This window comes from Gallaecimonas aegicerasi, from assembly GCF_045291545.1.
Taxonomy (GTDB): domain Bacteria; phylum Pseudomonadota; class Gammaproteobacteria; order Enterobacterales; family Gallaecimonadaceae; genus Gallaecimonas.
The window spans coordinates 2,117,056-2,138,698 of the sequence record NZ_CP149514.1 but is presented as its reverse complement, the minus strand read 5'-3'; the positions used below and the strand labels follow the sequence as shown (position 1 = coordinate 2,138,698).

Sequence of the window (21,643 nt, the reverse complement as noted above, 5' to 3'; positions counted from 1 at the left end):
TGGCCAGACAATGCTCAGAGCGCTTCGATACTGCGGCGCTGAGCGTTGAGTTTTTCCAGTGTTGCTTCCAGTTCAGCCTGCTTGGCGCGTTCTTTGGCGATCACCGCTTCCGGGGCCTTGGCAACAAAGCCTTCGTTAGCCAGCTTGCTGCTCACACGCTGCAGTTCCTGCTCGGTTTTTTCCAGCTGTTTGCCAAGGCGGGCCAGTTCGGCATCTTTGTCTATCAGCCCGGCCATCGGAATACGCACTTCCATGCTACCGACCAGCTGAGTGACGGTGGGGGGTAATTCACCCTCTGCCAAAGTAATAGAGGTCAGCTTGGCCATATTGAGCAGGAAGTTTTCGTTATCGGCCAGGCGGCGTTGGTCACTGTCACTGCTGTTCACCAGCAATACTTCCAGCGGCTTACTTGGCGCAATATCCATTTCAGCGCGGATATTACGAATGGCCACAATAAACTGCTTCACCCACTCCAGGTCGGCCATTGCGGTGGCATCAACTTGCTCTGGCTGATACGCCGGGTAAGGCTGCAGCATGATGGTGTCGGCATCAATGCCGGCCAGCACTTTCACCCGTTGCCAGATGGTTTCGGTAATAAATGGCATGACCGGGTGCATCAGGCGCAGCAGCGCTTCCAGAACGGTCACCAGGGTGTGACGAGTGCCCCGTTGCTGGGCATCAGTGCCTTTGTGCAGTACTGGCTTGGTCAGTTCCAGATACCAGTCACAGAACTGGTTCCAGGTAAACTCATAGAGATGGTTGGCGGCCATGTCGAAGCGGTAGCTGTCCATAGCCTGACGCACCGCTTTGACAGTGCTTTGGAACTGGCCAAGGATCCAGCGGTCAGCCAGGCTCAGCGTCATCTCGCCGCCAGCAAAACCACAGTCTTGCTCTTCGGTGTTCATCAATACAAAGCGGCTGGCATTCCAGATTTTGTTGCAGAAGTTGCGGTAACCCTCAAGGCGGCGCATGTCCCAGTTGATATCGCGGCCGGTAGAAGCAAGAGCAGTAAGAGTGAAACGCAACGCGTCAGTGCCGTGGGCAACAATACCGTCCGGGAACTGTTGCTCGGTGCGTTTTTTGATTTTTTCTGCCAGCTGCGGCTGCATCATGTTGCCGGTGCGCTTGGCGAGCAGCTCAGGCAGGCTGATGCCGTCAATCATATCCAGTGGGTCGATGACGTTGCCCTTGGACTTGGACATTTTCTGGCCTTCATCATCGCGGATAAGACCGGTGACATAAACCGTCTTGAATGGGACTTGCGGCGTGCCGTCATCGTTTTTAACGAAGTGCATGGTCATCATGATCATCCGGGCTACCCAGAAGAAAATGATGTCAAAGCCGGTTACCAGTACGTTAGTGGGGTGGAAGGTGCGCAGGGCTTCGGTGTGCTCCGGCCAACCCAGTGTGGAGAAGCTCCACAGCGCCGAGCTAAACCAGGTATCGAGCACGTCGTCATCCTGGCGCAGCGTAACATCACTGCCCAGCTGGTGCTTGGCGCGGACTTCCTCTTCACTGCGGCCAACATAAACCTTGCCGGCCTCGTCATACCAGGCCGGAATGCGGTGCCCCCACCACAGCTGGCGGCTGATGCACCAGTCCTGAATGTCACGCATCCAGGCAAAGTACATATTCTCGTACTGCTTGGGAACAAACTGGATGCGACCATCTTCCACCGCCTCGATAGCCGGTTTGGCCAGTGGCGCCACGCGCACGTACCACTGGTCTGTCAGCATCGGCTCGATCACCACACCGCCACGGTCACCGTAGGGGACAGACAGGGTGTGGTCATCCACTTTTTCTAACAGTCCTTCGGTCTCAAAGTACGCCACCACCGCTTTACGGGCAGCAAAGCGCTCCAGCCCTTGCAGGTCGGCAGGCAGGCTGGCATCCATGGTTTTGTTAGCGGTGCCGTCACTGTTAACGCATTCAGCGGTACTGCGAATATGGGCGTCCAGGGTCAGAATGTTGACCATTGGCAAACCGTGGCGCTTACCCACTTCGTAGTCATTAAAGTCGTGGGCCGGGGTGATTTTGACGCAACCGGTACCCTTTTCCATGTCGGCGTGCTCGTCACCAACAATGGGGATCCGCCGGCCTACCAGCGGCAGTTCAATGAACTTGCCAATCAAATCCTGATAACGCGGATCAGCCGGGTTAACCGCTACGCCGGTATCACCCAGCACGGTTTCCGGGCGGGTGGTGGCTACCACCAGGTAGTCTTTACCGTCAGCAGTTTTGACGCCATCGGCCAGTGGGTAACGCAGGTGCCACATGTGGCCCTTTTGCTCTTTGTTTTCAACTTCCAGATCGGAAATGGCGGTGTGCAGCTTCGGATCCCAGTTGACCAGGCGTTTACCACGGTAGATGAGGTCGTCCTCATACAGGCGCACAAACACTTCCAGTACGGCGTTGGACAACCCCTCGTCCATGGTGAAGCGTTCCCGTTCCCAATCGACGGAATTACCCAAGCGGCGCATCTGGCGGGTGATGGTGCCACCGGATTCTTCTTTCCACTGCCAGATTTTGTCGATGAACTGGTCACGCCCCAGAGCATGGCGGTCTGGCTGGCCTTGTGCGGCCAGCTTGCGCTCCACCACCATCTGCGTGGCGATACCGGCATGGTCAGAACCAACCTGCCAGAGGGTATTTTTCCCTTGCATGCGCTGGTAGCGGGTCATGGCATCCATGATGGTTTGCTGGAAGGCATGACCCATGTGCAGGCTGCCGGTCACATTCGGCGGCGGGATCATGATGCAGTAGTTACCGTTGCTGCTGTCACCGCTGGGCTTGAAATAGCCTTTTTGTTCCCAGGCCTGGTAGAGGGCTTCTTCGATCGCAGAGGGGTTATATGTCTTGTCCATTTCAGCTGTATCTCATTGGTTTTGCGCCAGAAAGTCTACCAGTGGCAGGTGCTGGGGGGTGGCGCCCTGTTGTCGGTAGTAGCGAAACCGCTGCCGCGAAGCAGCTTTGAGGTGTTCGCTGTCGGCAACAGGCTCAAAAATGTGCCCACATTGTACCGCAACCGTGGGCACGGCTTCATGCAGATTGATCAGTACCGCGCGGCCGCTCGGTGCCGGTGCATCGGGCCAGTAGATAGTCACAGGAGAACCGCCACGTGGCCCTTCATCCGCCAGATTATGGGGAATAAAAGAGGCTGGTTCGCGGATCCACAGGGCTTCGTCCACGGCATCCGCCTGGGCTTTGTCTTGGCAAGTGATCAGCACCGGCTGGCGGCGCTGGTATGCCCAGGCCGCTAACTGGCAGGCAAATGCCACCAGTTCATCGTCAGCCAGCGAGCAGAACGTAACCTGTGCCATCGGTTTTCCTCAAGAACGGAAAAAGGGCAGTTTACACTGCCCTTGTCGAGGTGTGTGCATGGGGCTCAGTCTTCGGCTTTTTCACCCGCGCGATTGAGCAGGAACTGCGTCAGCAGTGGCACCGGGCGGCCAGTTGAGCCTTTATTTTTACCTGACACCCAGGCAGTACCGGCGATATCCAGGTGAGCCCAGTTGTATTTCTTGGTAAAACGGCTGAGAAAAGCGGCCGCAGTGATGGTGCCGGCCGGGCGGCCACCGATATTTGCCATATCGGCAAAGGGGCTGGCCAGCTGCTCCTGATATTCGTCGTACAAAGGCAGGCGCCAGGCCTTGTCACCGGATTGTTCGGCGGCGTTGGTCAGCTCGTGGGCTAGCGGGTTGTGCGTGGACACCAGGCCAGAGGCAACTTTACCCAGCGCAATCACGCAGGCACCGGTGAGAGTGGCGACGTCAATGACGCACTCCGGATCAAACCGCTCGACGTAGGTCAGTGCATCGCATAGCACCAGGCGGCCTTCGGCGTCGGTGTTGAGCACTTCGACGGTTTGTCCTGACAGAGTGGTGAGAATGTCACCGGGGCGATACGCATTGCCATCAGGCATGTTTTCACAACCGGCCAGTACGCCGATGACATTCAGCGGCAGGTCCAGCTCTGCCAAGGCGGTCATGGTGCCCAAGACTCCAGCGGCACCGCCCATGTCGTACTTCATTTCGTCCATGCCTTCGCCGGGCTTGAGGGAGATACCACCGGCATCGAAGGTAAGCCCTTTACCGACCAGTACAATGGGGTTGGCATTGCTGTCAGCGGCGCCGTTGTAGCGCATGATGGTCATCATGGATTCGTTTTCGCTACCACGGCCAACCGACAGGTAGGATGTCATGCCGATCTCAGCCATTTTTGCTTCGTTGATGACTTCTACCGACAGCTTGTCAAAGCGCTGCGCCAGTTCTTCGGCCGAAGACGCCAAATAGGCCGGGTTACAGATGTTTGGTGGCATATTGGCAACGTTGCGACAGGCCGTCATCCCTTTGGAAATGCCAAGGCCGTGACGAATGGCTTTTTCGCCAAGGGCCAGCTCGCGGCGGGTCGGGACATTGAATGTCAGCTTGCGCAGCGGCCGGCGCGGCTCTTCTTTTTTGGATTTGAGCTGGGTAAAGCTGTACAGGCCCGCTTCGGTTGCCTCCACTGCCTGACGCACCTTCCAGTAGGTATCGCGGCCCTTAACGTGCAACTCGGTGAGAAAGCAAACTGCTTCCATGGAGCCAGTGTCATTGAGGGTGGCAATGGTTTTTTGAATGATCTGGCGATACTGGCGCTCGTCCAGTTCCCGCTCCTTACCACAACCTACCAGCAAGACGCGCTCAGACAGCACACCGGGAACATGGTGTAACAATAAGGTCTGACCTGCTTTTCCTTCCAGGTCGCCGCGGCGCAACAGGTTAGACAGATAACCATCGCTGATGCGGTCAAGCTGTTCGGCTACTGGCGTCAGGCGGCGGGGTTCGTAGACACCAACCACAATGCAGGCGCTGCGTTGTTTTTCAGGGCTGCCGCTTTTTACGCTGAATTCCATGTGGACTCCTTCGGTCTAAAGACAAGAGCGACGGATTCGTGGATAATGCTACCAGGGTGTGCAAGTGATACACCGTGGCCGCCTGAATCTTCTCCGCCCGGGCTTGTCGTAAAGTGTAGTCACTCGATTAAAACCAGTTAAAGTTATAAAAACAAGTCTTATCCTCAGGAATGGGGCATATTTAACTGAAACGACAAAAAATCGCGAAAACAGGGCCTTCGATTGATAGTTTTCCGTTACCTCTTTGTTGAAGCATTCAAATCGATCATCACCGTCACCATGGTGCTGATGGCGATTTTCCTCAGCCGTGAATTTATTTCAGTCTTATCAAAGGCCGCCAAAGGGGATATTCCCGGTACGCTGGTGGCCCAGATTATTGGCCTGCACCTGCCGGCGCTTCTGGTATTGGTGCTGCCACTTGGGGTTTTCCTCGGCATTATTCTGGCCCATAGCCGCATGTATTCTGATCAGGAAATGACGGTTTTTCATGCCTGCGGTATCTCTGAGTGGTACGTGACAAGGGTGACTCTTGTGGTAGCCCTGTTGTTCTCAGTGGTTGCGGCCGGCGCCACGCTTTGGTTCAGTCCCTGGGCAAAAGATCAGGAGCAGCATCTGATTGATCAGGTGCGGGCTTCCAGCGGTCTGGCCACGCTACAAGAAGGGCGGTTTCAACGCACCGCCAATGGTAAAGCGGTGGTCTTTATTGAGCGCATTAATGATGGCCAGCTGCAGAAAGTTTTTGTGGCGCAGCAGCCCAATGACAGCAGTAGTCCTTCAGTGATGATGGCTGAGGGCGGTGAAGTCAGTAAAACGGCTACCGGCAATGATACCCTGGCATTGCAGCAGGGTTATCGCTACGAAGGTAAGCCGGGCCAGGCGGCATTGCAGGAAGTGCACTTTGGCCGTTATCAAATGCAAATTGGTAATCCACAGGTGCAAAAACGTCGCCGCAAACTCTCTGCAACGCCGACGATGACACTACTAAATGATCCAGCCTTAGATGCCCGCGCTGAGCTGCAATGGCGGATAGCTATTCCGGTGGCGATCCTGATGCTGGCCTTGATTGCCGTACCCATTTCCCGCACGGCGCCGCGCCAGGGCAAGTTTACTCGCCTGTTACCGGCCCTAGGATTATTTCTGGGGTACCTGATGTTGATGCTGACCGGTAACCGGGCGCTGGAAGACGGCAAGATCCCAGTTGAGCTGGGCCTTTGGTGGATCCATGCCGGCGCTTTGTTTATTGGCTGGGCTTTGTTGTTACGTGGCCGCAGTATGGGCACCCGTCTGCGGGGCTGGTTGCGGAGGCAGGCATGAAAATTCTCGATCTCTACATTGGCCGGGTGATCCTCGCCACAACACTGCTTTGCCTGGCGGTGTTATTAGGGCTGTCTGGCCTCATCAAGTTTGTTGACGAACTGGGGCTGGTTGGCAAAGGCAGTTATGACACTGCTGATGCGGCCTTGTTTGTGCTGTTTTCAGTGCCCCGAGATCTGAACATGTTCTTTCCGATGGGAGTGCTGCTGGGCGGCTTGATTGGCCTGGGAATTCTGGCCAATAACAGCGAACTGACCGTCATGCAGGCGGCCGGTATGTCCAAGCTCAACATCATTATGTCGGCGATGAAAACCGTATTGCTGCTGATGATCGTGGTGGTGCTGCTCGGAGAATATGTGGCTCCGGCCGCTGAGCGGTATGCCCGTGACATGCGTACTCAGGCAATGACCGGCGGCACTTTACTGCGTGACTCCAATGGTTTGTGGGCACGGGATGGCAACCGCTATGTGCATATTCAGCAACTGCTGGATGCTGATCATCTGGGCGGTGTTGATCTTTACGAATTCGATGGCCTGAAACTCAAACGCATGCTGCATGCCGAAAGTGCGCGCTGGGTCGATCATCGCTGGGATCTGGATAACGTCCGCGAAACTCTGCTGACGGGTGACCGTACCCGCACGCGTTGGGAACCAGCGCTGCAAATCTCCTCTGAGCTAACGCCGGAAAAACTGGGGGTGGTAACAGTGAACCCGGAGTCCCTGTCATTGCGGGGGCTCAGCCAGTACCTGGATTACCTGAAAGCCAACAAGCAGGACGGCGCCCGTTACCAGCTGGCTTTTTGGCGTAAGCTGATGTCGCCGGTGAATCTGGCGGTGATGCTACTGCTGGCCTGTTCCTTTATCTTCGGGCCAATGCGCTCAGTATCGATGGGCGCCCGGATCATCATGGGGATCCTGGCGGGCTTTGGATTCTTTCTGGTCAGCGAAATTTTTGGCCCGCTAAGTCTGGTATACCGGGTTCCCCCTCTTCTGGGGGCGGTATTACCGGGACTCTTATTTATTGGCGTGTCGGTTTATCTGTTACGAAAGCCAGCCTGATAAAGCGCCCGTTAGGGCGCTTTTTTATAGCCCTTGCCAGTTCTTGAGCTGGTTGGCTTCCTTACTCAGTACCACCACTTCAGTGCCAGCCAGACTATCTTGAATAGAGCGCCGCGACGGTGACAGCAACATGGTCAGGGTGGCAAAACCGCCGAACCCAACCAGTGCCCTTAGCACTGCCTGGCGCCAGCGCAAACGGCTGCCATCGGGATTTTGTATTTTTAAACGCCAGGCGCGCATACCCAGCGTCTGGCCACCGTGAGTCCAGAACCACAGAAAAAACAGCGTAACCACCAGCAGCAGGTACAGCTTATACAGCAGACTATCACTGATAAAACTGGCCAGGTCAGGGTAGCCGGCGCTCAGTGCCGGTTGATAGGCGTTAATGATTGCCAGCACCAAAAAGCCGGCAAAATGTGCCAGGGCAAAAACGGCAAAGGCCAGCAGATAGTCGTAAATCAGGGCGCCAAGGCGGCGCCAGAGTGAGGCGGCAGGAAAAACATCAGACACGGGCCAGGCTCCAGTTGCAGGGCGCCGAAAGTGTAGCAAATTTCACCACTAAGCAAAGACTTGCAGCCGTTAAGTAAAACGGTATAATGCGCTCCACCTGCCCGGGTGGCGAAATTGGTAGACGCAGTGGATTCAAAATCCACCGGTGGCGACACCGTGCCGGTTCAAGTCCGGCCCCGGGCACCAAAATTTGTTGTTGGCAGTCTTCTGCCGCTGAAAAACCCGCCTTAGGCGGGTTTTTTTATGGCGAAAAATGACCATGAGAGATGGCGGCGCTGATGCTTTAGTTAACGCTGTGAGAGGCTGGGCGGTGGGCCTGAGCCAGGCCATTGTGCTCTACACTTTTTACAGTGATGTCCCTAAAAACCCTGCTATTAACGCTTTTTTTACTTTTCGCTGTCGGATAGGCTAGTAGTAATCCCGGTTAAAGGAGGCTGCTGTGCGCCGGATCGCGCTGTTATTGCTGATGTTATCGGCCTTTGCCAAAGCCGAAACCCTGCATATGGCCAGCTTATCCTGGCCACCCTACACGGGCCCGACTCTGCAGCATCAGGGGCCTGTTATTGAGCGGTTACGTGACGCCATTGCCAGCCAAGGGCAGCATCTTAGCGTCGACTTTTTGCCCTGGCAGCGGGCATTGTTGTTAATGCGAACGCCATCGCAATACATGGCGTTTGGCCCGGCTTATGATGCATCGTCGCGGCGCGAGCGCTTTATTCAATCGGATGTGGTGGGCTACAGCCCGCTGGGGATTGCTTATCGCCGGGGTAATCCTGTGCAGTGGCAAAATCTCGGCGACCTGCATCAATTTCGCATTGGTGTGGTGCGTGACTACGTTAACACCGATGCCTTTGATGCCGATATCCGCACTGGCCGCCAGCCGGTAGATTATGCTGATACTGATCGGCAAAATCTGCTGAAGCTAGCTTACGGTCGTGTTGATGCCATCGTTATTGACCGTCAGGTATTGTATTTCCTGCTGGCTGAAGATCCGGCTTTGACACCATTTCGAAGTGATATTCTGATGGCCGACAAACTGTTAGCCAACAAACCTCTCTACGTTACCTTTCGCAACAGTGCAGCCGGGCGCCACTGGCGGGATCTGCTGAACAAAGGCCTGAAAGCGACTCAGGACATGACTAACGCTGATTAAGTGCTAAGAGCTGCGTGAGTGCCTCGCCGATAGCATGGCTGACTTGCTGCTCCAGCAGGGCCTGCTGTTCGTCACTGAGTACAGCTGGCTGCTCCCGGCTGACATAATGCGGCGGTACGGTATTTAATACCAGGCAACATAAGTTCGCCCATTGCTCACCCGATAGCGCCGGTGGTTGTACTGTCAGCTTCGCCAATAACACCGACTCCACTTCGTTATAAATGTCACTACTCAGGTGCATGAGGCCTCCTGTTGCATCAGCACTAGTGTAGCTGGCGGTGACTGGGTAAGCTTGGCGCCGTTAATGGAGGAAGCATGGATATTTGTTTTGTGCTGGTCAGGCCGGCGCGGCCGGAAAATATTGGCGCCGCCGCCCGGGCCATTAAAACCATGGGGTTTACCCAATTACGGGTGGTCGCCAGTGAGGCCCACCTGCGAGATGAGGCCCGTTGGGTGGCACACGGGGCGGAAGACGTTGTGGCAGGTATTGAGGCGTTTGCTTCTTTGGCTGAGGCATTGGCAGATTGCCAGCTATGTGTCGGTACTACGGCCCGGTCCAGAAGTGGCAAGCACCGTTATCTCAGTGCCGAGCAACTGGCTGAGCAGGTTGCTCGGCAGCAAGGCGCCGTTAGCCGACTGGCAGTAGTGTTTGGCTGTGAAGCCTCGGGGTTATCCAATGAAGAGCTGGCCTTGTGCCAGTTACGTTCTTACCTGCCATTAGCGCAGCCACAACCGTCACTGAACCTGGGGCAGGCAGTGATGCTGTATGCCTATGAGTTACGGCTGCGAGCCGAAGATAACGCTGATACCGTGCCTGCGAGGTTGTTACAGCAGGCGCGCCTGCAGTTGGCGCAGGTACTGGCAAAAAGTGCCATTGCTGAAGACGAAATACCGGCCCGCTGGGCCATGGAAACCCTGCATCAGGCCGGTACTCGTGATCTGAAATTATTGCTGTTTATTCTGGGTAAGTTGTCCTGAACTTTGCTCTACCAGTGCGATCAGCCGTTGGCCGATCTGAATATTGTCCAGATGGCCGGCGAACTGCTGGCTGTCGGCTCCGGCAGCAAATACCTGCACATCGACAGCCGTATGGCCACTGGTGGTCCAGCCGGTCAGACTACGCTGATCTATCAGCTTTTTGATGGCGGCTACGAGTGTTTCTTTACCGTCTTGGCGGGCTGCCAGTAAGTCTTTTAATTCGTGTTTGGTTGGCTGGAAACCGAGTAGCGTATCAGCGACTTTGTCGGCCTCAGAGGTTGCCAGCAGGCCATCTGCAATAACTTCAGGTGAGTGCGAGACTTGGCGCAGGAAATCGGCCCGCCATAAGTATTTACCTGCGGCGCCGAGGGTTAGACCGCCGGTGGAGTGATCGGCCGTCACAACGACTAAGGTATCCTTACGGCCCAAGGTGTAGTCGCGCACCCAGGCGACCGTTTTGGCAAAGTCGTCCATTTCATGCATAGCGTCTACGATGTCATTGGCGTGGCCGGCCCAGTCAATCTGACTGCCTTCTACCAGCAGCACAAAACCCTTGGGGTTTTTCTCTAGTAGTTGCACCGCCTTGGCGGTCATGGCTTTGAGCCGTGGCCCCTGGTGGTCGTCAATAGCTGGCGGCAGGCCCACCGGGGCAAACAGCCCCAATGCGGGTGCTTGAGTTAAAGCAGCGAGGCTAATGGCGTTATCAGCGTAGTGGTAACCGGCCTTTTTGAATTCACTGACCAGATCCCGGTCACTGCGCTTAAAGTACTTGCTGCCACCACCAAACATCACGTCAGCTTTGAAGTGACCGTTTACACGCTCATCAAAGTAGGCGTCGGCAATGGCATCGTAGTGGGAGCGACTGTCGTTGTGGGCCAGAAAAGCCGCTGGAGTAGCGTGATTGATTTGGGATGTCACCGCAATGCCGGTGCTTTTTCCCAGTCGCTGGGCAATTTCCATAATGGAAGCCAGGGCTGTGTGCTGGCGATCAACGGCGATAGCCCCGTTATAACTTTTGTGGCCGGTGGCCAAAGCTGTTGCCGCCGCGGCGGAATCGGTCACCAGCGTTTCCGGTTCGTCCGGGGTAGTGCTGGCCATGCCCACCAGCATCTTGTCAAATACGGTGGGTTCAATGGCCGGCGTTGCCGGATCATCGGCAAAGTAGCGGTAACCTGTGGTGTAGGCCGGACCCATACCATCACCGATCATGATGATGATGTTTTTGGGCGCCTGAGCCAGTGCTTGAGTGCTAAGTAGTAGGGCGGCAATAGCCAGTGGCAGTTTCATAGTGGCTTCCTGTTAGCTTGTTGCGCCAGTGTAATCGTCCTGTTGGCAAAAACGAAGTGCCTGCGGGTAAGGATAAAAGTCGGCCAGCTGACCGCTGGCCGCTTGTGCCTGGGCTTGCTGCCAGAAAGCAGGAGTAAATAATTCGGCAAATTCTTCTGCCAGTACCGCCCGGGCATCAGCCCGGGCACAGAGAAAGTGGCGAAATTCCTCAGGAAAGACATCACCTGGGTTAACGGCATACCAGGGCTCGGCACTGAGCATGTCATTGTCATATTCGGCGCGGGGTATGGCGCGAAATTGTACATCACTGAGCGGGCAGAGTTCGTCGTAGTCATAGAAGATAACCCGGCCATGCCGTGTTACCCCGAAGTTTTTGAATAGCATGTCACCGGGGAAAATACCGGCCGTGGCAATGTCTTTTAAGGCTTGCCCGTAGTCGCGCAAAATAGCCTCTTTTTGCTCTGGCCGGCTGTTAAGGGCCAGGTTCATCGGTTCCATACGCCGCTCGGTAAAGCAGTGGCGAAGCTGCAACCAATCACCGTCGAGGCGGACTCGCTTACTGCAACTGCGCAGCAACTCAGCCAGGGTGTCGGGATGAAAGTGGCTGACTGGCAAGCGCAGGTCGACAAACTCCTGGGTATCGGCCATGCGGCCAACCCGATCATGGCGCTGCACCAGGTGGTAACGCTCCACCACTTGCTGGTCGGTGACACTTTTGGAGTCACCGAACTGATCACGGATCACTTTAAACACCAGATCCTGGCCCTGCAGGGTGAATACCATCATCACCAGCCCGGGAATGCCCGGGGCATTCATAAACTGACCGCCGGCACTCAAGGCATCCTGCAGTTCACAGACCAGCAAGCTTTTACCGTGCTTATAAAAGCCCAAGGCGTTGTAGAGTTCTGACAAGGGCTTGTGAGGCATCATGGACAGGAAAAACTGCACCAGTGCTGATGGGCTGTCGGTGTGGGTAATGAAGTCCGAACGGGCAAAGCCAAACAGCACGGATAAGTGATCCCGCTGGTAGAGCAGGGCGTCGGCTGTTAATTGACCGTGCTGGTTGGTCAGGGCTATGGCAAAGGGAATGGCCATGTTGTCCGTGTTCAGACGGCCAACCAAGTAGCACCCTTTGTTGCGATACAGTGGCGCGGTCAGTAAGTCCAGATGCAACGGGTAATCATGGCGGGCTAACACCTTTTCCAGAGCCTTGGCGAGCTGTGTGGCGGCTTGGCCAGTGTTGGCAAAGGGCATGGGTAACTGGGCCTGGTGCAGCACGGCTTGCATCATTGCCGGTAAATCGGCACGCATGGCTAAACGGCGGTAGGGCGCGCTGGCGCTGGCGGCAAACTCGCGGCCACTGAACGGCCGGCTGGCGCCAGGTTGTAAGCGGGCATAGACCGAGTTGAAAAAGGTCAGAGCCAATTCCCGGGCCGGGTGGTCGCTGACCTGGGCCAGGAAGCGCCGCTGGATGGTGGGCCAGTCAAGCAGGCTGCCATTGAGGCTGGCTACCAACTCGCTGACGATTTGGTCGTGGCGTTCGAAGCGGGCTCGGCTCAGTTGCTGCAAGTCATGCCAGCGGCCTTCGGCAAAGCAGGCATCGGCTTTACTGGTCAGGTGCTGAAAGTCACGCCAGTAGGCGGCAAAGGTCTGACTAAGAGGATCCATACATTACCTCTCTTGCACTGGGCGCAGGCCTTAGGCAGCATGAGCGCCACTATCAGCAAAGGGCGACACCATGAGCATGATCTGGGCCGAGGTGCTGGGACAGGAAAAATCCCAGCCGTATTTTCAAACACTGATGACCAGAGTACAGGCCGAGCGTGATGCCGGCAAAACCATTTATCCGCCCAAAGAAGCGGTTTTTAATGCCTTTCGTTTCACCGAGTTTGCCGATGTCAAAGTGGTTATTCTCGGCCAAGACCCTTACCACGGCCCCAATCAGGCCCATGGTTTGTGCTTTTCGGTGCAGCCTGGAGTGGCCGTGCCGCCGTCATTGCGCAACATGTACAAGGAGCTGGCTAGTGATATTGCTGGTTTCACTGAACCCGGGCACGGTAACCTGGAAGCCTGGGCTCGGCAGGGCGTCTTGTTGCTTAATACTGTCCTCACGGTCGAAGGTGGCCAGGCGCATTCTCACGCAGGCTGGGGTTGGGAGCAGTTCACCGATGCGGTGATCGCCAAGCTCAACAGTGAACGGCAGGGGTTGGTCTTTTTATTGTGGGGCAGTCATGCCCAGAAAAAAGGCGCCATCATTGACCGCCAGCGCCACCAGGTGCTGAGTGCGCCGCACCCGTCGCCACTGTCGGCCCATCGGGGCTTTCTTGGCTGCCGGCATTTTTCTCAGACCAATGCCATTTTACTGCGTCAGGGCAAAGAACCGATTGACTGGCAACTGTGACAATAGCGATCCGGCGCTATGCTCTATCAAGGGTAAGGAGGTAGATCATGCTGGATCTGTTACACCGGGATCATCATCGGATCCGTAAGCTGTTGTCATTGCTTGACCGTAAGGCCGAAGCCTTGGCCGCTGGCCGGCACATTGAGTACCCGCTGGTTAAATCGGTGCTGGATTATCTGCATCATTATGTGGATTCAGTGCATCACAACGAAGAGGAGCTGCTGTTAGCGCAGCTGGGCGATGATGAACTGCAAAGTGCCATCAGTGCTCAACACGCCCAGCTAGCAGAGCTGACCGAGCGGCTAGCCGAACGTGTGGACATGGTGCTGATGGATGCCATTGTGCCGCGAGACGAGTTGCTCAGTGCCCTGGATGGCTTTGTGGCCTTGCAGCGAGCACACCTGGATTTTGAGGAACAGACGCTATTCCCGGCGCTTAAAGCCAGGCTCTCGGAACAGGATATCGAGGCTGCCCGGCAACGCCTGGAACAAAAGGCGCACCAGGACCCGTTATTCGGCCAGGAAGTGCGGGCCGATCATCGGGGCCTGTTTGATAGCCTCAGAACCGACACGGAATAATAAAAAACCCGGCATCAAGCCGGGTTTTTTATTACAGGTCGATAGCGTCGAGATCGTAGTCAGTGGACCAGTCGAGATCTTCGAGTTCACGTTTCAGACGATATTTTTCCTTAAGCGTCTCGATTTCCCGCCAGCGGCGCTTCTTATTGCTACGCCCCTTGCTTTGCTCTTTCTCACCGGAAATTGCCGCTTGCAGTTGTTGTAAGTCGTCCATGGGATCTCCCCGCTTTGCGCTGTTGGTTGCACATTACTTATCACGAGCAGGGCAAAAATAAAACACTGTTGTTGCAGTTGTGTTAATGCAGATCAGTTTTCCACTTCATTTGCCGAAAACGGGCGATCAGGGCGTTGGTGGAACTGTCTAGATCCAGTGTCGCGGTGTCATCCTGAAGTTTATCCAGCACGGCATTGCCCAACACCTTACCCAGCTCTACGCCCCATTGGTCGAAAGAGTTGAGATCCCAAAGCAGCCCCTGTACCAGCACCTTGTGCTCATACAAAGCGATCAGGGCTCCGAGGGTTTGCGGCGTCAGCTGTGCCATCAGCAAAGTGTTGGACGGGCGGTTACCAGGCATCACTTTGTGTGGCGCCAGTAGCGCGGCCTGTTCGGCATTGATGCCGGCTTGCTTGAGTTCAGCTTCGGCTTGCTGACGGCTTTTACCGATCATTAGCGCCTGGCTTTGGGCAAAGCAGTTAGACGCCAGCATGGCGTGGTGCTCGCCCAGCGGGTAGTGGCTGCGCAGCGGCAGAATGAAATCTGCCGGGACCAGCTGCTGCCCCTGGTGCAGCAGCTGGTGGAATGCGTGCTGGCCGTTAGTGCCCTCAGCCCCCCAAATCACTGGCCCGGTCAGGTGAGTAATGGTTTGGCCATCGTTGTGGCAGCTTTTACCGTTGGACTCCATATCCAGTTGCTGTACATAGCCGGGTAGGGCGCGCAGGCCATGGTCGTAAGGCAGCAGGGCGTGAGAGGTTGCGCCGCGGTAGTTAATGTAACTGACACCGATTAAGGCCAGCAGCATGGGCATGTTATGGGTGACAGGCGCGTTGACAAAGTGCTGGTCCATCTCTCGGGCACCGTCCAGCAATGCCGAAAAATGTGCCATGCCGATGGCCAGTGCAATAGGCAGACCAATGGCTGACCACAATGAATAACGGCCACCGACCCAGTCCCACATGGGAAAGCAATTGTCAGCACTGATGCCAAATTCTTCGGCCTTGGCAACGTTGGCGGTAACCGCCACAAAATGTTTGGCCAGATCCGCAAAACTGGCGCCGGCATTTTCTAACCACTGGCGGGCACTGAGGCTGTTCGCCAGTGTTTCCTGGGTGCCAAAAGACTTGGACGCGGTAATAAACAGCGTTGTGCGCGGGTCAAGTTTGGCCAGCTTCTCAGACAAGGCGGCGCCATCAACATTGGCGACAAAATGTACGCCTATTTGGTGTTGCCAGAACGGCTTGAGTGCTTCGGTGACGATCTTCGGGCCGAGAAAAGAACCGCCGATGCCAATACTGACCACGTCGGTGATGGCGTCACCGCTAAAGCCTCGCCACTTACCCTGATGTAGCTGTTCAACAAAGCGCGCCATTTTTTCCATGGTGGCGGCTACCTCGGCAGCGACCGGTTGGCCATCAACACTGACGTCCTGGCTGACACTGCCACGCAGGGCGGTGTGTAGCACTGCCCGGCCTTCCGTATGGTTAATGGCTGCGCCGGCAAACATGGCCTGCACCCGCTCGGTAAGTCGGGCTTCATCAGCTAGCCGGGTAAACAGGGCAAGGGTGTCGTCATTGAGATGGTTTTTGCTGTAATCGAGGGTCAGGCCGGCGGCGTCCAGGCTGTACCGCTGACCTCGGGCTGGGTCGGCAGTAAACAAGGTGAGCAGATCGGGCAGACTGGCCAGATGCTGGGCCAAAGCGTCGTTGCAGGCGTAACGGGGAAGTCCGGTCATGATGTCCTCTTTTACCAAAAACAGGGGCCGTGTGGCCCCTTCGGTTACAGCTTTTGTGCCAGCAGTTCGGCTAGCTTTTCCTGATCGGCAGCGAAGTTACGAATACCTTCTGCCAGTTTTTCGACGGCCATGGCGTCTTGGTTGTGCTGCCAGCGGAACTGGCTCTCGGTCAGTGCTGCGGGTTTCGCCTCGATACTGGTTGGCTCGACCAGGCGCCGTGCAAGCGGCGCATCACTGGCTTCGAGCTCTGCCAGTAATGAAGGGCCGATAGTCAGTCGGTCACAGCCTGCCAGTGCCTGAATTTCACCGATGTTCCGGAATGACGCACCCATCACCACTGTCTGATACTGATGGCGTTTGAAATAGTCATAAATCTTGCTGACAGATAACACCCCAGGATCGGTCTCGGCGGTGTATTGCTCACCGGTATGGGCTTTGTACCAATCAAGGATACGGCCAACAAAAGGCGAAATCAGAAAAACCCCGGCCTCGGCGCAGGCGCGGGCCTGGGCGAACGAAAACAGCAGCGTCAGGTTACAGTGAATGCCTTCGCGCTCAAGAACTTCGGCGGCGCGGATCCCTTCCCAGGTAGCAGCGATCTTGATCAAAATGCGTGTTTTGCTGACACCGGCCTGCTCATACAGCGCCACCAGTTGCCGGGCTTTGGCGATGGTTGCTGCTGTATCAAATGACAGTCGGGCATCAACTTCGGTCGAAACGCGGCCAGGGATAATGCCAAGAATGGCGACGCCGAAGTTGACGGCCAGCTTGTCCATGACCGCGTCCAGTTGCTGTTCGCGGTCACCCGTTTGCTGGCGGCCAAAGGCCAGGGCGTCGTCAACTAGTTGTTGATATTCGCTCAGCCCGGCGGCTTTTAAGATCAGAGACGGATTGGTGGTGGCATCTTCAGGCTGGTAGCGGCGAATGGCTTCAATTTCACCGGTGTCCGCTACGATGGTGGTAAAGGCGCCCAGTTGGGCAAGTTGATTGGCCATACGTCCTCTGTTTAGTGTCGGGGCAGGTGCGCTGATACTGCCGTTGAGCAATCGCTCTGGTCAGTGTAACCAGCCAGCGCAGCCATTTCAGCCGTTAAAACCGGCGCAAACGCTTTCCGCATCTTCTGGTCTGACCTCCTTGTCAGGCCAGACCACAATTGACTGTTGCCAAGCAGACAAATAAAAAAACTCGATTTTGTAATCGAAGTGTTAAATCATTGGTGCTGGCAGAGGTGGCTTATGTACTGTCTTAGCTGATGCTCGGTAAAAGCAAACATTTGCAGAAAACGTTTGCTTTTTTTGCGCCTTGACTCAAAAAAGACATAAAAATGTCACAAGACTTTGTCAGCATGCCGTCGTTGCCAATAAACGCATGGCATTTTCAGTCCTTTTCTGGGGGAAAAAAGAGCATGAAGAAAACATTACTGACTATCGCATTAATGGGTATTGCCGGTTCTGCCGCTGCAGCCACTGATCCACTGAAAGTTTACGGCAAACTGAACGTGACTGTGGAGCAGGCTGACAAGGGCGCCAGCAACAATGAAAACACACTGAAAAGCAATGCTTCTCGCTTTGGTGTGAAAGGTGCAATGGACCTGGATAACGGTATGCAGGCCATCTACCAAATGGAATGGGAAATTAACGTCACTGATGAAAGTGCCAGCGGTAGCAGTAATGACCATATCAAAGCCCGTAGCCAGTACATTGGTCTGCGCGGTGATTTTGGTACGGTACTGCTGGGTCGCAATGACACCATGCTCAAGCAAGCTCAAGGTAAAGTTGATCAGTTCAACGATCTTGACGGTGATATGAAACACCTGTTCAAAGGTGAAAACCGTCTGGGTAACACCCTGACTTACCAAACTCCTATGTTCGGTCTGTTCAATGCTGGCCTGACGTATATCACTGAAGGTAACACCGCCCAGCGCGTTACTTCTTATGACACCAACGGTGAGCCGGTTAAATACGCCGATGGTTACTCGGTCATGGCCGGTTACGGTGACAGTGACTTCAAAAAAGCCCCGATGTATGCCTCTGTTGCTTATGACAACGACGTCAAAGGCTATGACCATACCCGTGTAACGGTTTCTGGCAAAGTATCTGACTGGGTGCTGTCTGCCGTTTACCAGAAAGGTCAAAAGTCTACTGACAGCAGCAAAGATTACAGCGGTTACCTGCTCAGCGCGGCTTACAGCATCGGTAAAACCAAGCTGAAGGTACAGTATCAGGATTCCGATCTGTATCGCATCGACAGCAAAACGCACTTTGACAAGAGCATGTCTGTTGGCGCTGATTACAAACTGGGCCACAGCACCAAGGTATTTGCCTTCTACACCCACTTTGCCGGTGTAATGGGTAATGCCGATAACAACTACCTGGGATTGGGCCTGGAACAGAAGTTCTAACCTAGTTAGGTACTGAAGGGCCTCTATCTTATTCGTCAGAACGCTAACCTGACCTGGTGTAACTTTGTCTCGGCATGAAAGTCATAAAAGTGTCAAGATTAGTCACAATAATGGCAGCCGTTGGCAATGATACAGAGAGCACACCATGGCACGACGTGTACTGATTGTTGAGGATGAGGCCCCTATTCGCGAGATGCTGGCTTTTGTTCTCGAACAAAACGGCTATCAGCCGGTCGAGGCAGAAGATCTCATCAGCGCCGAGGCACAACTGCAGGAACCTTTCCCAGATCTGGTCCTACTGGACTGGATGTTGCCCGGCGGTTCCGGCTTGCAGTTTGCCAAGCTGATGAAGAAAAACGAGTACACCCGTGCCATTCCTATCATCATGATCACCGCCCGCGGTGAAGAGGAAGACAAGGTGCGGGGGCTGGAAGTTGGTGCTGACGACTATATCACCAAGCCGTTCTCTCCCAAGGAACTGATGGCGCGAATTAAAGCGGTGATGCGCCGTTCTTCGCCCACCAGTGTTGATGACGTAATTGAGGTGCAGGGGCTGAAACTTGACCCCGTATCGCACCGGGTTACGGCTTTTGATAATGCCCTGGATATGGGGCCGACCGAATTCAAACTGCTGCACTTTTTCATGACACACCCAGAGCGAGTTTACAGCCGCGAGCAGCTGCTGGACAACGTCTGGGGCACCAACGTGTACGTAGAAGATCGTACCGTTGACGTGCACATTCGTCGTCTGCGCAAAGCGCTGGAAGGCCATGGCCATGACCGCTTGGTACAAACGGTACGCGGTGCTGGTTATCGCTTCTCATCACGAGTGTGATAATGCGTCAATTTTCCTGGTGGGGACTGATCAGCAGGCTGTTCATCTATATTGCGATTATGGCGCTGATTGGCTACGCCGTTGGGGCTATTGAGTGGGTAGTGCCGGGTGGACTGATCGTCCTGCTACTGTGGCACTACCGCCAGCTCTATCTGCTCAGTCGCTGGCTCTGGGACGGGCATCAGTTTACGCCGCCAAGGGGCACCGGCTCCTGGCAATACGCCTTTGATGGCGTCTATTTTCTGCAACGCAAAAACCTCAAACGTCGTAAGGAACTGGGCAAGCTGCTCAAGCGCTTTCGGGAAGGAACCGAAGCGTTACCTGACGCCGTGGTGGTGATGAACGAAGAACATGAGATTGTCTGGTGTAACAAGCTGGCGACGTCGCTGATTGGTATCCGTTGGCCGGATGATAATGGGCAGCGGCTGGATAACTTGGTGCGCCGTCCAGAGTTTGTGGCCTATCTGCAACGCCAGCAGTTTCAGGATCCACTGATCATCCCGTCACCGGTCAGTGCGCTGACAAAGCTGGAAATTCGTGTGATCCCCTATACCCCCAATGAAACGCTGCTGGTGGCTCGCGATGTAACCCGGCTGCAACAGCTTGAGCAAATGCGCCGCGACTTTGTGGCTAACGTTTCTCATGAGCTGCGTACCCCGCTAACGGTACTGCGCGGTTATCTGGAGATGATCGGCGACGATCCGCGTCTGGACAGCTCCCCCTGGGCGAAACCGCACCAGATGATGACAGACCAGCTCAACCGGATGAATAGCCTGGTGGAACAACTGCTGGCTTTGTCACGACTGGAGGGGCGCAGGGAACCGGAAAATTACTCGCAAGTGGATGTGCCGGCGCTGCTTAACAAGCTGGAAAAAGACAGCCAATCACTCAATGCTGAAAAGCAGCATCAAATTCACTTCCAGATAGCGCCGGTCAGCGTCATGGGTGACAGCGAGCAACTGATGTCGGCGTTCTCTAATCTGGTGGCCAATGCCATTCATTACACGCCGCCTGGCGGCAGTATCGACGTGAGCTGGCAAGTGCTGCCGGGTGGTGCGGTGCGCTTTAGTGTGACTGACAGTGGTGATGGTATTGCTCCGGAACATCTGCTGCGGATCACTGAACGTTTCTATCGGGTTGATAAAGCCCGTAGCCGTAATACCGGTGGTTCCGGGCTGGGGCTGGCCATCGTCAAGCATGTGCTTAGTCACCACCGTTCGCAGCTGGATATCAAGTCACAGCAAGGGCAGGGCAGCACTTTCTCATTTGTATTGCCCAAAGAATTGGTAGTAGCAAAGGCGGCGCAGGCGTGAGATCCCTGCTTTGGCTCATGCTGTTGGTCACGGCGGTTCAGGCCGCACCCTTGCCACCTTACCAGCGGGTGGATGGGATTGCCGGCAATATGTCGTCTGTGGGCTCTGACACCCTGGCGAACCTGATGACACTGTGGGCCGAAGCCTTTAAGCGCCAATACCCCAACGTCAATATTCAGATCCAGGCTGCTGGCTCTTCAACAGCACCGCCAGCCCTGACCGAAGGTACTGCCCAGTTCGGGCCGATGAGCCGGCCCATGAAGCGCCGTGAGCGTGATGCCTTTGAAAAACATTACGGTTACCCGCCAATACAGGTGCCGGTGGCCATTGATGCGTTAGCGGTTTACGTCAACCAGGATAACCCCATCAAAGGACTCACCCTGCGTCAGGTTGATAGTTTGTTTTCAGCGACGTTACGTTGCGGTGGCCAGCCTATCTCCCGCTGGGGGCAGCTGGGGCTGCAAGGTGACTGGGCACGTCGGAGTATTCAGTTGTACGGCCGCAATTCGGTGTCCGGCACCTATGGCTACTTCAAGGAAAAGGCGCTGTGTAACGGCGACTTTAAGAATAAAGTCAACGAGCAGCCCGGTTCGGCGTCGGTGATCCAGTCGGTCAGCGCCTCGCTTAATGCCGTTGGCTATTCCGGTATTGGCTACCGTACCTCCGGTGTACGGGCTTTACCTTTGTCACTGGATGGCCAGCATTATGTCTCGGCCACCGCCGCCAATGCGATCAGTGGCCAGTACCCCTTATCGCGCTATTTGTATATCTACATCAATAAGCCTCCAGGGCAGCCATTGGCACCGTTACAGGCCGAGTTTCTCAAGCTGGTGCTGTCAAAAACCGGGCAGCAGCTGGTCGCGCGTGATGGTTATGTGGCACTGCCGGCGGCGATAGTGCACCAGCAACGCCAGCGCCTGGGCCTTGATTAACCCTCGCTGTAAGCAGGCATAACCGGACTCTGGTCCGGTT

20 protein-coding genes and 1 tRNA gene are annotated in these 21,643 nt (G+C 55.4%); 11 read left to right on the top strand and 10 right to left on the bottom strand.

Going from position 1 to position 21,643, the window contains the following annotated elements; all coding sequences use genetic code 11:
• Positions 1–14: 14 nt before the first annotated feature.
• The 3 genes from WDB70_RS10530 to pepA form a co-directional block, all read right to left on the bottom strand.
• The gene (locus WDB70_RS10530; protein WP_406664092.1) at positions 15–2,864 is read right to left on the bottom strand and encodes a valine--tRNA ligase; all 2,850 of its coding nucleotides are present in this window, start codon (positions 2,862–2,864) and stop codon (positions 15–17) included.
• 12 nt (positions 2,865–2,876) lie between these two features.
• The gene (locus WDB70_RS10525) at positions 2,877–3,320 is read right to left on the bottom strand and encodes a DNA polymerase III subunit chi (protein ID WP_406664090.1); all 444 of its coding nucleotides are present in this window, start codon (positions 3,318–3,320) and stop codon (positions 2,877–2,879) included.
• A gap of 65 nt (positions 3,321–3,385) precedes the next feature.
• The gene (pepA, locus tag WDB70_RS10520; RefSeq protein ID WP_406664088.1) at positions 3,386–4,894 is read right to left on the bottom strand and encodes a leucyl aminopeptidase; all 1,509 of its coding nucleotides are present in this window, start codon (positions 4,892–4,894) and stop codon (positions 3,386–3,388) included.
• 222 nt (positions 4,895–5,116) lie between these two features.
• Here pepA and lptF point away from each other — a divergent pair, with 222 nt between their 5' ends.
• Together lptF and lptG are read left to right on the top strand one after the other, a co-directional pair.
• Positions 5,117–6,208: an LPS export ABC transporter permease LptF gene (gene lptF / locus WDB70_RS10515; protein WP_406664086.1), complete on the top strand. Its 1,092-nt coding sequence runs from the start codon at positions 5,117–5,119 to the stop codon at positions 6,206–6,208.
• Positions 6,205–7,266, top strand: coding sequence for an LPS export ABC transporter permease LptG (gene lptG / locus WDB70_RS10510; protein ID WP_406664084.1), 1,062 nt, complete (start codon positions 6,205–6,207; stop codon positions 7,264–7,266). Before lptF ends, lptG begins: the two co-directional genes overlap by 4 nt.
• A gap of 24 nt (positions 7,267–7,290) precedes the next feature.
• Here the strand turns inward: lptG and WDB70_RS10505 are convergent, their stop codons facing one another.
• A complete protein-coding gene (locus tag WDB70_RS10505; RefSeq protein WP_406664082.1) occupies positions 7,291–7,776 on the bottom strand; it encodes an RDD family protein in 486 nt (161 codons plus the stop codon).
• Between the two features lie 99 nt (positions 7,777–7,875).
• Here WDB70_RS10505 and WDB70_RS10500 point away from each other — a divergent pair.
• Together WDB70_RS10500 and WDB70_RS10495 are read left to right on the top strand one after the other, a co-directional pair.
• Positions 7,876–7,962: transfer RNA gene (locus WDB70_RS10500), tRNA-Leu, on the top strand.
• 253 nt (positions 7,963–8,215) lie between these two features.
• Positions 8,216–8,929, top strand: coding sequence for a substrate-binding periplasmic protein (locus WDB70_RS10495; RefSeq protein ID WP_406664080.1), 714 nt, complete (start codon positions 8,216–8,218; stop codon positions 8,927–8,929).
• On the opposite strand, the gene WDB70_RS10490 is transcribed toward WDB70_RS10495, so the two are convergent.
• Positions 8,916–9,170, bottom strand: coding sequence for a late competence development ComFB family protein (locus WDB70_RS10490; protein WP_406664078.1), 255 nt, complete (start codon positions 9,168–9,170; stop codon positions 8,916–8,918). The two genes, WDB70_RS10495 and WDB70_RS10490, sit on opposite strands and share 14 nt — an antisense overlap.
• 74 nt (positions 9,171–9,244) lie before the next feature.
• Here WDB70_RS10490 and WDB70_RS10485 point away from each other — a divergent pair, with 74 nt between their 5' ends.
• Positions 9,245–9,907: a tRNA/rRNA methyltransferase gene (locus WDB70_RS10485; protein WP_406664076.1), complete on the top strand. Its 663-nt coding sequence runs from the start codon at positions 9,245–9,247 to the stop codon at positions 9,905–9,907.
• On the opposite strand, the gene WDB70_RS10480 is transcribed toward WDB70_RS10485, so the two are convergent.
• Complete coding sequence (locus WDB70_RS10480; RefSeq protein ID WP_406664074.1) at positions 9,875–11,194, bottom strand: alkaline phosphatase; 1,320 nt, start codon at positions 11,192–11,194, stop codon at positions 9,875–9,877. The two genes, WDB70_RS10485 and WDB70_RS10480, sit on opposite strands and share 33 nt — an antisense overlap.
• Positions 11,195–11,206: 12 nt before the next feature.
• A complete protein-coding gene (gene aceK / locus WDB70_RS10475) occupies positions 11,207–12,862 on the bottom strand; it encodes a bifunctional isocitrate dehydrogenase kinase/phosphatase (protein ID WP_406664073.1) in 1,656 nt (551 codons plus the stop codon).
• Positions 12,863–12,932: 70 nt separating this feature from the next.
• Between aceK and ung the strand changes: the two genes are divergently transcribed.
• Together ung and WDB70_RS10465 are read left to right on the top strand one after the other, a co-directional pair.
• The gene (ung, locus tag WDB70_RS10470) at positions 12,933–13,595 is read left to right on the top strand and encodes a uracil-DNA glycosylase (RefSeq protein WP_406664071.1); all 663 of its coding nucleotides are present in this window, start codon (positions 12,933–12,935) and stop codon (positions 13,593–13,595) included.
• 47 nt (positions 13,596–13,642) lie between these two features.
• Positions 13,643–14,173 (top strand): hemerythrin domain-containing protein, encoded by a 531-nt coding sequence (locus WDB70_RS10465; RefSeq protein ID WP_406664069.1) that lies wholly within the window; start codon positions 13,643–13,645, stop codon positions 14,171–14,173.
• 31 nt (positions 14,174–14,204) lie between these two features.
• Here WDB70_RS10465 and WDB70_RS10460 read toward each other — a convergent pair whose 3' ends face one another.
• The 3 genes from WDB70_RS10460 to tal form a co-directional block, all read right to left on the bottom strand.
• Positions 14,205–14,387, bottom strand: coding sequence for a DUF3545 family protein (locus WDB70_RS10460; protein ID WP_406664067.1), 183 nt, complete (start codon positions 14,385–14,387; stop codon positions 14,205–14,207).
• An 82-nt stretch (positions 14,388–14,469) separates the two neighbouring features.
• A complete protein-coding gene (gene pgi / locus WDB70_RS10455; RefSeq protein WP_406664065.1) occupies positions 14,470–16,122 on the bottom strand; it encodes a glucose-6-phosphate isomerase in 1,653 nt (550 codons plus the stop codon).
• Positions 16,123–16,166: 44 nt separating this feature from the next.
• Positions 16,167–17,117, bottom strand: coding sequence for a transaldolase (gene tal / locus WDB70_RS10450; RefSeq protein ID WP_406664063.1), 951 nt, complete (start codon positions 17,115–17,117; stop codon positions 16,167–16,169).
• 410 nt (positions 17,118–17,527) lie between these two features.
• Between tal and WDB70_RS10445 the strand changes: the two genes are divergently transcribed.
• The 4 genes from WDB70_RS10445 (at position 17,528) to WDB70_RS10430 (ending at position 21,603) form a co-directional block, all read left to right on the top strand.
• A complete protein-coding gene (locus tag WDB70_RS10445; RefSeq protein ID WP_406664061.1) occupies positions 17,528–18,523 on the top strand; it encodes a porin in 996 nt (331 codons plus the stop codon).
• Positions 18,524–18,668: 145 nt separating this feature from the next.
• Complete coding sequence (gene phoB / locus WDB70_RS10440) at positions 18,669–19,358, top strand: phosphate regulon transcriptional regulator PhoB (protein WP_406664059.1); 690 nt, start codon at positions 18,669–18,671, stop codon at positions 19,356–19,358.
• Positions 19,358–20,671, top strand: coding sequence for a phosphate regulon sensor histidine kinase PhoR (gene phoR / locus WDB70_RS10435; RefSeq protein ID WP_406668078.1), 1,314 nt, complete (start codon positions 19,358–19,360; stop codon positions 20,669–20,671). The genes phoB and phoR overlap by 1 nt, the downstream gene beginning before the upstream one ends.
• 17 nt (positions 20,672–20,688) lie before the next feature.
• Entirely contained in the window at positions 20,689–21,603 is a 915-nt protein-coding gene (locus WDB70_RS10430; RefSeq protein WP_406668076.1) for a PstS family phosphate ABC transporter substrate-binding protein, read from the top strand.
• Positions 21,604–21,643 lie beyond the last annotated feature (40 nt).